Source organism: Haemophilus haemolyticus M19501 (assembly GCF_000222025.1).
Lineage (GTDB): Bacteria > Pseudomonadota > Gammaproteobacteria > Enterobacterales > Pasteurellaceae > Haemophilus > Haemophilus haemolyticus_G.
The window spans coordinates 71081-87213 of the sequence record NZ_AFQO01000015.1 but is presented as its reverse complement, the minus strand read 5'-3'; the positions used below and the strand labels follow the sequence as shown (position 1 = coordinate 87213).

At 38.6% G+C, this 16133-nt stretch carries 12 protein-coding genes; 5 read left to right on the top strand and 7 right to left on the bottom strand.

Going from position 1 to position 16133, the window contains the following annotated elements:
- The first annotated feature begins 9 nt into the window (after positions 1-9).
- Positions 10-921: a RimK family alpha-L-glutamate ligase gene (locus GG9_RS01745; RefSeq protein WP_005632338.1), complete on the top strand. Its 912-nt coding sequence runs from the start codon at positions 10-12 to the stop codon at positions 919-921.
- Between the two features lie 232 nt (positions 922-1153).
- A complete protein-coding gene (gene fdhF, locus GG9_RS01755; RefSeq protein ID WP_237702630.1) occupies positions 1154-3313 on the top strand; it encodes a formate dehydrogenase subunit alpha in 2160 nt (719 codons plus the stop codon).
- A gap of 103 nt (positions 3314-3416) precedes the next feature.
- On the opposite strand, the gene hypA is transcribed toward fdhF, so the two are convergent.
- From hypA to htrB, 5 genes are all read right to left on the bottom strand, one after another.
- The gene (gene hypA, locus GG9_RS01760; protein ID WP_005632332.1) at positions 3417-3758 is read right to left on the bottom strand and encodes a hydrogenase maturation nickel metallochaperone HypA; all 342 of its coding nucleotides are present in this window, start codon (positions 3756-3758) and stop codon (positions 3417-3419) included.
- 94 nt (positions 3759-3852) lie between these two features.
- A complete protein-coding gene (gene gltS / locus GG9_RS01765; RefSeq protein WP_005632330.1) occupies positions 3853-5067 on the bottom strand; it encodes a sodium/glutamate symporter in 1215 nt (404 codons plus the stop codon).
- 41 nt (positions 5068-5108) lie between these two features.
- The gene (gene parC / locus GG9_RS01770; RefSeq protein WP_005632328.1) at positions 5109-7352 is read right to left on the bottom strand and encodes a DNA topoisomerase IV subunit A; all 2244 of its coding nucleotides are present in this window, start codon (positions 7350-7352) and stop codon (positions 5109-5111) included.
- Between the two features lie 66 nt (positions 7353-7418).
- Positions 7419-9317 (bottom strand): DNA topoisomerase IV subunit B, encoded by a 1899-nt coding sequence (parE, locus tag GG9_RS01775; RefSeq protein ID WP_005632327.1) that lies wholly within the window; start codon positions 9315-9317, stop codon positions 7419-7421.
- A 73-nt stretch (positions 9318-9390) separates the two neighbouring features.
- Positions 9391-10326 (bottom strand): lipid A biosynthesis lauroyl acyltransferase HtrB, encoded by a 936-nt coding sequence (gene htrB, locus GG9_RS01780; protein WP_005632326.1) that lies wholly within the window; start codon positions 10324-10326, stop codon positions 9391-9393.
- Between the two features lie 96 nt (positions 10327-10422).
- Between htrB and hldE the strand changes: the two genes are divergently transcribed.
- Together hldE and GG9_RS01790 are read left to right on the top strand one after the other, a co-directional pair.
- Positions 10423-11853 (top strand): bifunctional D-glycero-beta-D-manno-heptose-7-phosphate kinase/D-glycero-beta-D-manno-heptose 1-phosphate adenylyltransferase HldE, encoded by a 1431-nt coding sequence (hldE, locus tag GG9_RS01785; RefSeq protein ID WP_005632325.1) that lies wholly within the window; start codon positions 10423-10425, stop codon positions 11851-11853.
- Between the two features lie 79 nt (positions 11854-11932).
- On the top strand, positions 11933-12721 hold the full coding sequence (locus GG9_RS01790) for a helix-turn-helix transcriptional regulator (RefSeq protein ID WP_237702624.1): 789 nt from the start codon (positions 11933-11935) through the stop codon (positions 12719-12721).
- Here GG9_RS01790 and GG9_RS01795 read toward each other — a convergent pair.
- On the bottom strand, positions 12718-13275 hold the full coding sequence (locus tag GG9_RS01795; protein ID WP_005632323.1) for a YbhB/YbcL family Raf kinase inhibitor-like protein: 558 nt from the start codon (positions 13273-13275) through the stop codon (positions 12718-12720). The genes GG9_RS01790 and GG9_RS01795 overlap by 4 nt on opposite strands.
- A 650-nt stretch (positions 13276-13925) precedes the next feature.
- On the opposite strand from GG9_RS01795, the gene rpsO reads away from it, so the two are divergent.
- Entirely contained in the window at positions 13926-14195 is a 270-nt protein-coding gene (rpsO, locus tag GG9_RS01800) for a 30S ribosomal protein S15 (RefSeq protein ID WP_005628925.1), read from the top strand.
- Between the two features lie 137 nt (positions 14196-14332).
- Here the strand turns inward: rpsO and GG9_RS01805 are convergent, their stop codons facing one another.
- Positions 14333-16102: an ABC transporter ATP-binding protein/permease gene (locus GG9_RS01805; RefSeq protein WP_005632321.1), complete on the bottom strand. Its 1770-nt coding sequence runs from the start codon at positions 16100-16102 to the stop codon at positions 14333-14335.
- Between the last annotated feature and the right edge of the window lie 31 nt (positions 16103-16133).

Genomic DNA, 16133 nt, shown 5'->3' with positions numbered 1-16133 from the left:
TTAAATATTATGAAATTACTAATGCTTTGCCGCGAACCTCGTCTTTATAGTTGCCAACGCTTAAAAGAAGCGGCTAAACATCAAGGACATGAGATGGATATTTTAGATCCGAATCGCTGTCTCTTAAAACTCTCACAAAATTCACCGCACTTTCAGATTTTTCATCAAGAAAATTCGGAGTCTAAACCTTATTTATTGCCTGATTATGATGCTGTTTTGCCTCGATTTGGCACAACAAGTACACAAATGGGATGCTCAGTCTTACAGCATTTTGAAGGCAAAGGGACTTTTTGTTTAAATTCATCTCAGGCATTTTTAAATGCGCGTGATAAGTGGAAAAGTTTACAACTTTTGCTGAAGGTTGGTGTTCCTGTTCCCAATTCACTTTTAAGTGGCGGTGAAGTACAAGCTCAGGTGACGACACCTCATATCAGTTCGCCGACAATTTTAAAAACGCTAAATGGTTCACAAGGAATTGGAGTGATTTTGGCTGAAAAACCACAAAGTGCGGTGAGCATTATGGAAGCTTTTAAACAAACCAATATATCTATGCTACAGCAAGATTTTATCGAAGAAGCGGGCAATGCGGATATTCGTTGTTTTGTGATTGGTGATCAAGTTGTAGCAACGATGCAGAGAATTGGACAAGATGGTGAGTTTCGAGCGAATTGTCATCGTGGCGGAAAAACCGAAAAAATTACTCTAAGCGATGAAGAAAAGCAGCTAGCCATTCAAGCAACAAAAGCTATCGGTTTAGATATAGCTGGCGTGGATTTAATTTGTTCGAAAAATGGATTATTGGTTTTAGAGGTAAATGCAAGTCCAGGCTTGGAAATGATTGAAAAAACAATCGGGGTTGATATTGCGTTACAGATGATAAATTATGTTGAAAAGCAGATAAGAAAAATAAATAAAATTTGATATTTGTAAAGCCTTATTATTCATACCAATTTTTATACATATCTTCTAATGACCTCGCTATCAAAAGTGCGGTCATTTTTCTTTGAGTTTTCTCAGAATATTAAAAAACTAGCTAAAACCTGTTTTATATCAAAAAATCCACAGAATTTATAAGCCTATGTTCTTTATTTAGGCGTATTATATTACTCGGAATGAGTAATTCATTCTGGTTATCTAAAATAAGGACATTACTATGACAATTAAAAAAGTGATTACTGTCTGTCCGTATTGCGCTTCAGGTTGTAAGATCAATCTATTGGTTGAGAACAACAAAATTGTGGGTGCTGAAGGTGCAAACGGTAAAACAAACGAACGGGAGCTTTGCCTGAAAGGATATTATGGCTGGGATTTCGTGCATGACACAAAAATCCTCACTCCTCGCCTAACTCAACCGATGATTCGCTACAAACGTGGTGAGCCGTTCACGCCAGTGAGCTGGGAAGAAGCAATTTCCTATTCAGCAAAACGTTTACAAGAAATTAGAGAAAAATATGGCAACGAGTCAATTATGGTAACGGGTTCTTCTCGTGGACCAGGTAACGAAGTGAATTTCGTTATGCAAAAATTTGCTCGTGCGGTATTAGGCAATAACAACATTGACTGTTGTGCACGTGTCTGACATGGCCCATCTGTAGCAGGTCTGCTCAAATCAGTGGGTAATGGCGCGATGTCCAACTCAATCGTTGAGATTGAAGACACTAAATGCGTGTTTATCTTTGGCTATAATGCCTCAACATCTCACCCTATTGTGGCGCGTCGTATTAACCACGCAAAAGCAAAAGGGGCGAAGATTATTGTTTGTGACCCTCGTAAAATTGAAACCGCTCGTATTGCTGATATTTATGCGCCACTTGCTAACGGCAGTAACGTCGCATTTTTGAATGCAATGATGAACGTGATTCTTGAAGAAAGATTACAAGATCAAAAATTCATTGATGAACATACCGAAAATTTCGATGCGTTCTATGAAACTGTAAAAGCTTATACACCTGAATCAACTCAACATATCACTGGCGTTGAGCCTGAAATGTTGAGAGAAATTGCCCGCACTTATGCGAAAGCAGAAACTGCAACAATCTTATGGGGTATGGGGGTATGTCAGTTCCGTCAAGGTGTGGAAACTGTACGTGCGTTGGCAAGCTTGGCAATGCTTACCGGTAACTTAGGTAAACCAAATGTTGGTGTAAACCCTGTGCGTGGTCAAAACAACGTACAAGGCGCATGTGACATGGGGGCTTTATATAATACTTTACCTGGTTATCAAAGCTATGCGGATCCAGAAATCAACGCTAAATTTGCGAAAGCATGGGGCGTGCCATCTATTCCAACCAAACCAGGTGTACCATTGAGTGAAGTGCCACATGCTGTGGCAGAAGGTAAACTCAAAGCATTCTATATTATGGGTGAAGATACTTTACAAACTGAACCTGATTTGAATGCAATGAAGCAAACCTTTAAAGATCTTGAGTTTATCATTGTTCAAGATATCTTTATGACTCAAACGGCAGCGGAAGCGGATGTGATTTTACCAGCAACATCTTGTGCTGAACACGAAGGTGTTTATAGTGCGGCTGACCGTGGTTTCCAACGTTTCTATAAAGCGGTGGATCCTGTTGGTGATGTGAAAGACGACTGGGAAATCATTAGTCTTATGGCACAAGCTTTGGGTTATCCAATGCATTACAACAACACCAAAGAAATTTGGGATGAGTTGCGTGAGCTTTGCCCAATTTATAAAGGTGCAACTTACGAAAAAATGGAAGGCTTGGGTTATATTCAATGGCCATGTACAGATGAAGGTCCTGAAGATCAAGGCACTACATACTTATATGAAGGTCAAATCTTCGACCGTCCAAATGGTAAAGCTGAATTCTTTGCTTGCGATTGGGAACCACCAATGGAAGAAGTTTCTGAAGAATATCCATTAGTGCTTTCTACCGTGCGCGAAGTTGGTCACTATTCTTGCCGTTCAATGACGGGTAACTGCCGTGCACTTGCTGCATTGGCTGATGAGCCAGGATTTGTTCAAATGAACGACCAAGATGCGAAAGCGTTAGGCATTAAGAATAATGAGCTTGTTTGGATTTCTTCATCTCGTGGTAAAGTTATATCTCGTGCTGATGTAAGTTCTCGTACTAACAAAGGTGCGTGTTATATGACTTACCAATGGTGGATCGGAAAATGTAACGAACTCACGGCTGAACATTTAAATCCGGGATCTCGAACTCCGGAATATAAATACAGCGCGGTGCGTATCGAGAAAATTGAAGATCAACGTTGGGCTGAGCACTATGTTGTAACTGAATATACTAAGCTCAAATCACGCTTAAAAGAAACCGCACTTGTGGCTTAATTATAATATTTATCATGATTAGGACAGGCTTTATGCCTGTCCTTTTTTATGTCTAATGAGATATGATATGGGTAAGAATATTTGAAATGTTAAAAAGAGCGGTTTATTCAAAGGCAATTTCTTTAATACGTAATTCATCGCCGCTTTGTCGTTGCAAGTGTATGCTGTCACAATTTGGACAAGAATCATGATGGGCTTGTATTTCAACTAATTTTTGACACTGCCAACACCAGGCTTGCGCAGCAATAGGAATGAGATGTAGTTTACAGCCTTCAGCAGCCGTACCTTGAAAGGTTATGTCAAAACAAAATTTTAATGCATCAGGTTCTACGCAAGAGAGTGCCCCAATTTCTAGCCAAAGATCCGTAACTTTTTTTATATCGTGACTTTTACATTGTTGTTCTACTATTTCCAGCATATTTTGACAAAGAGATAATTCGTGCATAATTTTTCCTTTTGTTTTTCTTCCTTAAAATAAATGCCTTTATCAATTCAAGATAAAGGCATTTCTCTAAAACATTATCAATTTCAACCGCACTTTACGCGAGCATATTTACAACTGCAAATGAGACTTTTAATAGCGCAGCGTTGATTAAGTCGATGAAGAATGCACCGACCATTGGAACGATTAAAAATGCTTTGTGCGATGGCCCAAAACGGCTGGTGACAGCTTGCATATTTGCGACTGCAGTCGGAGTTGCCCCCAAACCGAAACCACAGTGACCTGCGCTTAATACGACAGCATCATAATCTTTACCCATTGCACGATAAGTGATGAAGATTGCAAAGGCAGCCATAAATGCAACTTGAATAGCAAGAACGACTAATACATCGACAGCTAAACCTGCAAGTTCCCAAAGTTTTAACGACATTAAAGCGATAGCTAAGAAAATAGATAAACCTACGCTACCTAATACATCAATAGCTGATTCAGCTACTTGGAAGCGGAAAATGTTCGTTAGAATATTGCGGATAATAACACCAGTAAATAAACACCATACGAAAGTTGGTAATTGAAGTGCTGTACCTTTTGTTTGCGCATCTAAATATTGACCGATAAGCAAACAGATTGACATCATTGCAATAGTTTCAATTAAAGAACGAGAAGTAATTTTACGTTTGTAAGTTGGATGTTCAAAGGCTTCTTGAACATCATCGACTTCATCATTTTCAGGGTTTTCACCTTGTTTTTGACGATTTAATAAGAAACGTGCAACAGGACCACCAATGATACCACCAAAGACTAAACCAAAGGTTGCACAAGCAATGGCAATTTCAGTAGCACCTTGTAGATTAAATTGATTAGCAAATGTATCAGCCCAAGCTGCTCCCGTACCGTGACCGCCAGTTAAGGTTACTGAACCAGCAAGTAAGCCATAAGCAGGATGGATTCCTAATGCCATTGAACTTGCAATACCAATGACGTTTTGTCCTAAGATTAATAGTGCAGCGACAAATAAAAAGACAACGAGTGGTCTTCCACCTTTAATTAATCGAGAAAAATTTGCACTTAAACCGATGGAAGTGAAGAACACTAACATCATTGTAGTTTGTAAATTTTTATCGAAGTTAAAGGATGTTCCATCGACTTTGTGCCAAATTAAAAGACCAATAGCAACGATAAAGCCTCCAACAACTGGCTCTGGAATATTAAATGTTTTTAATACATTAATTCGTTTAACTAAAAAATAGCCCAACAGCAAGACTATGCTTGCTAATACAAGGGTTTCATACGTGCTAAAAGTATAGCTCATAAATTGGATCTCCCTATGTTATGTTTAAGTTATGCGTTGTGTTACGGCTCGATTACCATAATTTCAAGATTGGTATGTAATCCACGTGGTAATGTCGAACCTTTTCTGCCTCGTTCTGCGCGGAACTTTTGCAGATCTTCTGGTTTTAATACAATTTTTCGTTTTCCAGAATAAAATTCAAGACTTGCTTGATCTGAAATGAGCAATAATCTCACTAACAATTCACAGCGTTCTTTTGCATTCGCTGCAGGAATTGTCACAATTTTATTGCCTTTGCCTTTTGATAATACCGGTAAATCCTGTGCTGGAAAAATCAACATTCTGCCTGCTGATGTGATTGCGACAACAAGTGCGGTAGAATTTATCAATGTTTTAGGCTTCAACACTTTGGCATTTTCTGGTAAAGAAATCAAGGCTTTTCCAGTCTTGTTACGTGCAATTAAATCTTCAAATTTACAAATAAAACCATATCCCGCATCAGAAGCCATCAATAATTCTTGCTGTTCGCTGGCCATTACAACATATTCAATGGTCGCACCAGCTGGTAAATTTAGTTTACCTGTAAGGGGTTCACCTTGCGAACGAGCGGAAGGCAATGAAAGCGGATCGAGGGCATAACTTCGCCCCGTACTATCAATGAATACAACGGCTTGATTACTCTTGCCACAAGCATGAGCTCGATAATTATCACCTGCTTTGTAGCTTAATGATTTAGGATCTATATCGTGTCCTTTAGCACAACGTACCCAGCCCATTTCTGATAAGATGACAGTGACAGGCTCTGCGGGCGTCATGTCACTTTCAGAGATCATTTTGGCTTCTTCTCGTTCGACCAGTTGAGACATTCGTGGACTGGCATATTTTTTCGCATCTTCTTGAATTTCTTTTTTGATAAGCGTATTCAAGCGACGTTCTGATCCTAAAATTGCTTCTAAATTTGACCGCTCTTTTTCAAGTTCATCTTGTTCTGCTTTGAGTTGGTTTTCTTCTAATTTCGCTAAATGACGTAAGCGTAAATTTAAAATTGCATCGGCTTGTTCATCGCTTAAATTAAAGCGTGCCATCAGCTCTGCTTTTGGATCATCTTCGTGACGTATAATTTCGATAACTTCATCAATATTTAAAAAGGCTATCATCAAGCCTTCTAAAATATGCAAGCGGGAGAGTACTTTATCTAAGCGATATTGAAGGCGACGAGTGACCGTTGTGCGACGGAAGGTAAGCCATTCATTTAAGATTTCTAATAAGCCTTTTACCGCAGGTTTATGATCAAGCCCGATCATATTCATATTTACACGGTAGCTTTTTTCAAGATCTGTGGTAGCAAATAAATGTGCCATTAACGCATCAGTATCGACGCGACTTGAGCGAGGAACTAGCACAATTCGAATTGGATTTTCGTGATCGGCTTCATCTCGAATATCTTCTAGCATTGGCAGTTTTTTAGCTGTCATTTGTTCGGCTATTTGTGCAATAACTTTGGATGGCGAAGATTGATGTGGAAGCGCTGAAATAATAATTTCACCGTCTTCTTTTTTCCAAGTTGCACGCATTTTTATTGAGCCACGACCTTGCTCATAAATTTTACGAATTTCTGATTTTGGCGAAATAATTTCCGCTTCTGTTGGAAAATCTGGGCCTTGAACAATTTCAAGTACATCGTCTAATCCCGCTTTAGGATTATCTAGCAACATTACTGCCGCATCAGCAATTTCGTTAATATTGTGTGGTGGAATATCTGTTGCCATACCCACCGCAATACCTGTTGTGCCGTTCAATAAAATATGAGGTAAACGAGCAGGTAAATATTGTGGTTCGGCCAAGGTTCCATCAAAGTTTGGTTGATAATCTACTGTTCCTTGTCCGAGTTCACTCAACAAGATTTCAGAGATTTTAGATAGACGTGATTCCGTATAACGCATGGCAGCGAAGGATTTTGGATCATCTGGCGCACCCCAGTTACCTTGACCATCTACGAGCGGATAACGATAAGAGAATGGTTGTGCCATTAACACCATCGCTTCATAACAAGCGCTGTCACCATGTGGATGAAATTTACCGAGTACATCACCGACGGTACGAGCAGATTTTTTGTATTTTGCCGTGGCATTTAAGCCAAGTTCAGACATTGCATATACAATACGGCGTTGAACGGGTTTTAAACCATCACCGATAAAAGGCAACGCACGATCCATGATGACATACATAGAATAGTTGAGATAAGCCTTTTCAGTGAAGGTGCGTAGAGGCATTTGCTCAATGCCTTCATAGTTGATATTTGTCATTTTTGTTTCTATTAATTGATATATTCTTAATTTATTAAAATTCAGATTTGCTGAGATTAATTTAGTCTAAACAGATAAATCAACCTGATCGCCTTTCGCTTGCAACCAATTTTTACGGTCTTCGGAACGTTTTTTCGCTAACAACATATCCATCAGTTCTAGTGTATCTGCGCCTTGGTCTTCCTCTAAATCATAAGTCAATTGAACAAGGCGGCGAGTATTAGGATCTATTGTTGTTTCACGCAATTGCGATGGGTTCATTTCACCTAAACCTTTAAAGCGTTGAACATTCGGTTTGCCTTTTTTATTTTTCAAGCGATCTAAAATCGCCTCTTTTTCACTTTCGTCTAATGCATAGAAGACTTCTTTATTTAAGTCAATGCGATAAAGTGGTGGCATAGCCACATAAACGTGGCCGTCTTGTACTAATTTCGGAAAATGACGTAAGAACAGGGCGCAGAGTAGAGTGGCAATATGCAGGCCATCAGAGTCAGCATCTGCGAGAATACATACTTTACCATAGCGAAGTTGTGATAAATCATTGCTGTCAGGATCGATCCCTAGGGCCACGGCGATATCGTGAATTTCCGTTGAACCTAATACTTGATCAGGTGAAACTTCCCATGTATTTAAGATTTTTCCACGTAACGGCAAAATCGCTTGATATTCGCGATCACGCGCTTGTTTTGCTGAACCGCCCGCAGAGTCGCCCTCCACTAAAAATAATTCCGTTTTTTCTAAATCCTGTGAGCCGCAATCTGCTAATTTTCCCGGTAATGCAGGGCCGCTAACGAGTTTTTTTCGTACCACTTTTTTTGCTGCGCGTAATCGGCGTTGTGCAGAACTAATGGCAATTTCTGCTAATTTTTCAGCATCTTGTACATTTTGATTTAGCCATAGACTAAACGCATCTTTTAAAACACCGCTAACAAACACCGCACTTTGGCGTGATGATAAGCGTTCTTTAGTCTGCCCAGCGAATTGCGCATCTTGCATTTTAAGGGAAAGAATGTAAGAACAACGATCCCAAATATCATCAGCGGTAAGTTTTACGCCGCGTGGTAATAGATTTCTAAATTCGCAAAATTCTCGAATGGCATCTAACAAACCTTGGCGTAGGCCATTAACATGCGTTCCGCCTTGAATAGTCGGAATTAAGTTTACGTAGCTTTCGCCAATCAGTTCGCCACCTTCTGGCAACCAAAGTAATGCCCAGCTAACCGCTTCATTTGTTCCTTTAAATTCGCCAACAAATGGTTTTTCCGGAAGGGTTTCAAAGCCATTTACTGCTTCGATAAGGTAATCGGAAAGACCATCTTCATATAACCAAATGTCTTGAGTATTGTTTATTTTATCAATAAATTTGATTTCAAGCCCTGAGCAGAGCACTGCTTTCGCTCTTAATAAATGACGTAGGCGGCTAACGGAAAATTTTGCGCTGTCAAAATATTTTGGATTCGGTTTGAAGTGAACGGTTGTTCCCGTTGTACGTCTACCACAAGTCCCGATAATTTCCAATTCTTCTACTTTACTGCCGTTTTCAAAGGCAATTTTATACACTTCACCATTGCGTTTGACTTGAATATCCACGCGTTCAGAAAGTGCATTTACCACAGAAATCCCCACTCCGTGTAAACCACCCGCAAATTCATAATTTTTATTGGAGAATTTACCACCCGCATGCAGTTTAGTCAGGATCACTTCTACGCCAGAAACGCCTTCCGTAGGATGAATATCCACAGGCATACCGCGACCATTGTCTGTGACTTCAATGGATTGATCAGGGTGCAAAATTACTTCAATTTTTGTGGCAAAACCTGCGAGGGCTTCATCCACGCTGTTATCAATAACTTCTTGTGCGAGATGATTCGGACGAGTGGTGTCTGTATACATACCGGGGCGAATTTGCACCGGCTCGAGATCTTTAAGAACGGTAATTTCTTGAGCTGAATAATTGCTTGTCATGGTTAGATGAGTCGTTAAATTTTTAAATTTAAGAAAATTCTATCAAAAAGTGCGGTGATATTCGACCGCACTTTTAATCATATAAACTAGGCGTATTTTCATCTGGACGTGTTTTAAAACGACGATGTAGCCACATATATTGTGATATGCCCTTCATGATTTCCTTTTCAACGATTTGATTCATTCGCGCAGCAATCGTTGTTTCATCTTGTAAATCCGTAAAATCAACAGGCGTTGAAATACTCACGGTATAGCCTGAACCATCTTTATTGCGTAATGGCGCAAATGGAATCACTTTGCTATTTGGTGAGGATTTCAATAAATAATAACTACCAGTGGTTGTGCAAGCATCGGGCACCGCAAAAAAGGGTACAAAAACGGCATTTTTTCTGCCGTAATCGTGATCAGGTGCATACCAAATGGTTTCTTCGTGACGTAAAGCTTTGATCATTCCGCGTAAATCTTTACGATCAAGCATATCTTTATTGGAGCGTAAACGGCCTTGCGTTTGTATCCAATCAAGCAAAGGATTATCATTTGGACGATAAACACCAATGCCAGGATGATGCAAACCAAGAATGCGTGCGCCAAGTTCTAGCGTTAAGAAATGAACACCGACGAGAATAATTCCATCTTTTTGATTTTCTTTTAGATAATGTAAGCCTTCAACTTTTGACCATTTTTTGATACGTGAATCCGACCAAAACCAAGCCATACCTGTTTCGATAATTGCCATGCCTACTGAACGAAGATTTTCTTGCAAAATCGTCTCACGCTCGTTTTCAGGCATATCAGGGAAACAAAGTTCAAGATTACGGCGTGCAATAGCAGCTCGACGTTTACCTACTTTTAAATGTGAAAACAGCCAACCGAGACCATGACCAATATGGCGCAAAATAGGATAGGGAAGACATAAAATACTTCGCCAAATTGCCACGCCTAACCAAAAAAGCCAGTATTTTGGGGCTAAAAAGTGCGGTTGAAATTGAGGGAGTTTTTCGTTTTTCATTGTTCTTTCCACGTAAGTTAGGGGCGTAGTTTATCGTAAATTTGAGTTGTGGTAAAATCGCCACAATTTTGGTTATTCAAATAGAGAGATTTTAAAATGGCTCAATATTCAGCAGAATTTAAGCAAGCAAAAGTACTCGTATTAGGCGATGTGATGCTTGATCGTTATTGGTTCGGCGCAACCAACCGTATTTCACCAGAAGCACCAGTGCCAGTAGTTCGTGTACAAGAAAATGAAGAACGCGCAGGTGGTGCAGCAAATGTCGCGATGAATATTGCTTCACTTAATGTACCCGTTCAGTTAATGGGATTGATTGGACAAGATGAAACTGGTTCGGCACTTTCCTACTTATTAGAAAAACAAAAAATCGATTGTAATTTTGTTGCATTAGAGACCCATCCAACCATCACTAAATTACGTATTTTATCTCGTCACCAACAGTTACTTCGCCTTGATTTTGAAGAAGATTTCAATAATGTAGATTGCAAGGATTTATTAGCGAAGTTAGAAAGTGCGGTGAAAAATTACGGTGCTTTGATTCTTTCTGATTATGGTAAAGGCACGCTTAAAGATGTTCAGAAAATGATTCAAATTGCACGCAAAGCGAATGTGCCTGTGTTAATTGATCCAAAGGGAACTGATTTTGAACGTTATCGTGGTGCGACATTATTGACACCCAATATGTCTGAGTTTGAAGCCGTTGTGGGCAAATGTAATACAGAAGAAGAGATTATTGAGAAAGGGTTAAAATTAATTTCTGATATTGAATTAACCGCACTTTTGGTGACGCGTTCTGAAAAAGGCATGACATTATTACGCCCAAATCAAGAACCCTATCATTTGCCAACCGTTGCAAAAGAAGTGTTTGATGTGACGGGAGCCGGTGACACTGTCATTAGTGTATTAGCAACCGCATTAGCAGATGGACGTTCTTTCGAAGAATCTTGTTACCTAGCCAATGTAGCCGCAGGAATTGTGGTGGGTAAATTGGGGACTTCAACGGTTTCGACTGTGGAACTTGAAAATGCGATTCATGCTCGTCCTGAAACAGGATTTGGCATTATGAGTGAAGCTGAATTAAAAGATGCTGTCACACAAGCTAAAGCTCGCGGTGAAAAAATTGTGATGACTAATGGCTGTTTCGATATTTTGCATCCAGGGCATGTTTCTTATTTAGAAAATGCACGCAAATTGGGCGATCGTTTAATTGTTGCGGTAAATAGTGATGATTCAGTTAAACGGTTAAAAGGTGAAAGTCGCCCAATTAACAATCTTGAAAATCGTATGGCGGTACTTGCAGGTTTGGCATCAGTGGACTGGTTGGTTCCATTCACTGAAGACACACCACAACGTTTAATCGGTGAAATTCTACCAGACCTTTTAGTCAAAGGCGGCGATTACAAACCCGAAGAGATTGCAGGCAGTAAAGAAGTTTGGGCAAATGGCGGTGATGTTAAAGTGCTAAACTTTGAAAATGGTTGTTCAACAACAAATGTAATTGAGAAAATTAAATTATTGAAAGATTAGGTGAAAGGTTGGGGTGCAGATCATCTAGAACATTCATAAAAATTTACTTAAAATGACCGCACTTTTACAAGGAATTTTTATGCCCATTCGTCCTAATTTTGCTGAAAAAAGTACTATTATACAACAACATAAATTGAAACTAGATAAATCTTATTTTACGCAACCTACCGTTATTTGGGTTCGGCGTGGTCGGAAAATTCTACGTTGGATAAATGGAGAGAAAATTATCCAAGCTGGTGAAATGGTAATGTTGGCAGGAAATCAACGATTTGATGTGATTAATGAACCTGATGAACTAGGTGTATATCAAGCGGATTGGTTATCTATTGATAATGCAGTGGTTGAGAGATTTTTTGGGCTGCTTTCAAAGCCAAAACCCTTTGAAAGCCTGTTTCACTTACCTGCACATCCTTTTATACAGCAAGCTTTTTCGATTGTTTCAAAAGCACTTTCCAGTGATGAAATTCCTGATCGTATTGTGGAAATTCGCTTGTGGGAATTACTAGCTTGGTTGTCGGAACAGGGTGGTGTATTTAATCCATTTTCTACCCCATCCTTAAAGTGTCAAATTAGTAAGAAAATTTCAGAAAATTTTGAGTATCACTGGAAAATTGGAGACATTGCAAAATTGTTAAATACCAGTGAAGCTACATTGCGCCGTCATCTCGCTGCAGAAAAAACATCGTTTCGGGAAGTATTAACTACAGTGCGAATGATGCGAGCGTTGAATTTGTTACAACTCACTCAACGCCCAATTTCACAAATCGCCTATGAAGTTGGCTATGAAAGTCATTCACGTTTTTCCGTGAAATTTAAACAATATTTTGGTTGTTCTCCGTTAGAGGTTCGGCAATCGAGTGCTGTTTAACGACTATGTTCCACAATAATAGAATCTTCGGCAAGGGCATTAGCTTTAGTAAAATAACCGACTACAGCAGGCATTGTATCTGCCGTCACATTTGGCAAGGTTTCTACACTTACTGCTGTGACTTTAATTTCGTAACGATGTTTTTGTCCTTCGGGTGGACAAGCTCCGCCAAAGCCTGGCATGCCAAAATCAGTGCGGGTTTGTAGCGCACCTTGTGGTAAATTAGTACCATCAGCTTTAATGCCTTCAGGAAGAGCGGTAGTTTTTGCAGGAATATTTGCAACGACCCAATGCATCCAGCCAATGCCTGTTGGCGCATCTTTATCATAGATCGTTACTACAAAACTTTTCGTCCCTTTCGGGGCATTTGCCCAAGAAATTGCTGGTGACAGATTTCCTCCATTGCAACCAAAACCATAATCGGCACTTAACAAGTTTTTAGCGTGAAATCCGTGTTTAGGCAAATCTGGCACATTAATGCTAAAAACTGATGAGTTTGCACAAGATGTACCAGCAATAAGCGAACAAAATACGGTTGAGATCGTTTTTTTCATGATTTTTCCTCTTCTGATGTACATGAAGTATTAGTATAGGAAATCTTATTGACTAAAATTGTGCAAAAACGCTCAAATGTTTTTTATTTCTGATATGGTTTGCAGATTTTTGTGAAAATTAATCGCTTTCTTTTGTTTTATCATCCACTACTTTCCACGGTATAAACCGCTCGAAATCTGTCGAAAGCGAACCCAAGCGTGCTGTAATGTCCTCTGAAGCAATGAGGATGATATATGAACAGCTCGGTAATTTCATCATTATAAGTTAAAAATTGATTATCTAAAGTATTAGTTTTAAAGTTATCACTCATATATCTTGAACTCCGTATTATATTTTGAAGAATCTATGAATGTCTTTATTTTTCAGTAATTTACAAAATATTAGACTATATATATTCAAAAAAAGAAAGTGTAAAAAGTAAATTAATAATCGTTTCTTATTTCAATGAATTTAGAGATGAGTTGTTAATGTGGCAATGAGAGGGAGATAAATAGGCAACATTTGAAGGTTGCCATGTTAATCATCTGGCTTTTTTAGCTTTAAACCTTGCATTTAAGCCTATTCATCGCTAGAATGCAAGCTCCTTGTCATCGCTGAGTTAGAGATCGGCGAATGATGTATTAACAACACTACCTTTTAGGAGTAAAAAATGTCTCTAAGTACTGAAAAAAAAGCAGCAATCGTTGCTGAATTTGGTCGTGATGCGAAAGATACTGGTTCTTCTGAAGTTCAAATCGCATTATTAACTGCACAAATCAACCACTTACAAGCTCACTTTGCTGAGCACAAAAAAGACCACCATGGTCGTCGTGGTTTATTACGTATGGTTTCTCGTCGTCGTAAACTTTTAGACTACTTAAAACGTACTGATCTTGCTTTATACCAAAGCACTATCGCTCGTTTAGGTTTACGTCGCTAATTTTTATTACGATAGTAAAAATCAAGCCCTCGAATATCGAGGGCTTTTTTTATAGTTTTATTTTAATTTTATAGGCGCTCTTCAGACTAGTATCAAAATAAATTAAATATTTGGCTGATATATTAACTTGCCATCTTCTAATGTTCACATAATAAACATACATCTAATTTTAGTTGTTTGTTATGGAATTGCTGTAATGTACTACGATGACCTACGCTTAGAATGATCATTTCGGGCAGATGCTCTTTAATTGTTTGGTAGAGTAAATGCTCGGTTGTTTCATCCAATGCTGAAGTCGTTTCATCGAGAAATACGACATCTGGTTTAGTGAGTAAAATACGAATAAAGGCCACTCTTTGAAGTTCACCGGGCGATAAAATCGCTTGCCAGTCATTTTTTGCATTAAGTGCGTGTATATATTTTCCTAGCGCACAATCCTTCATGGTTTGTTCTAATTCGGTGTGACTTGGATTGATATTTGGATAACAAATTGCTTCTCGTAAAGTACCCTGCGGCATATAAGGTCGTTGTGGCAGGAATAAACTTCCCATGCATGGATGCTCTGCAATACCTATGGTTTCAAAAGGATAGATTCCTGCAATTGCTTTTAGCAGCGATGTTTTTCCTGTTCCAGATGCACCTTGAATCAATAGGGCATCTCCATTTTCTAAATGAATATTTAAATTATTGAGTAGTACATTACCTTGTTCATCTTTAATACCGAAGTTTTTTAAGGCGACACGATGAGAACAATGAAAAGGATGATGAACGTTTTGTTTATCTAATTCATCCATTTTTGTTATAAAACCATAAAGACGATTTAACCGAGCTTGATAGAGTGTGAATTGCTCATAGAACAAGCGGAAGAATGAAAGTGCGGTCATTAATCGGTTAAATGCTTGGACTGTTTGATGCATATCTCCTAGTTTTATCTGACCAGAAAAAAAACGTGGTGCTTGTAACATTAAAGGCAATAATTTGGCCACGCGAGTTACCCCAGAGTTGAAACTATTTAAGCCCAACATTTTTAATACAATGGACCAACGGTTATGAATAATTTGACGGAATTGATGTTGTAAGAAAGTTTGTTCTTTTGGCTCGCCATTATAAAAAGCAATGCTTTCTGCATTGTCTCGTACACGGATTAAGGAATAACGATAATCGCCATTGAGTTTCTCTTTTGTAAAATTTAGCTTAATTAGTGGGCGACCAATCCACACGGACATGAGTGTTGCAAAAATAATAAAAGCATAAATGAAGAAAACGACGCCTTTTTCGATATTAAATCCAAATAAAGTTAATACGCCAGAAAGTGACCATAAAATAATCGTAAATTCAATGGTCGTGAGCACCGAGTTAATCACGCCTCGTACAATTTGTACCGTACTGGTAATAGATTCTCTCGCATCTTGTTCGATACGTTGATCGATATTATCCGGTAAATCTCGTTCGTATTTTAGGCGATAGTATTTTTTCTTATTTAGCCAGCGTTTAACAAGTGTTGCATTAAGGCTTTCCAACCAACGAATTTCAAATACTTGTTGAAAGAAGTAATCAGCAATGGCATGTATAACTTGTGCTACCACAAGGAGAGCATTTAGTTTTGCAAAGAACCAAAATTTCTCAATATTTAATTCTTGCATTGAGCTATACAATCCATTGTAAAAAAATGAATTAAGTACACTAAATCGTACTTCCAACAATATCATTATAAATAGCACTAACAACATTAAAATTAGTTTAATGCTTGTTTTTTTATCCATTGATGGAGAGACAATACACCAGAATTTTTTGCCGAAAGTAGTTTGTTTTAAGGCTAACATTGTTACGCTAAAGCACAATATCACCCAAAAAAGTGCGGTTAAAATCCAGTTTAAACTATTATTAAGTTCGGTTTGCCAGTTCATTTATTATCCATAAAAGTCAAAACAAAAAGGG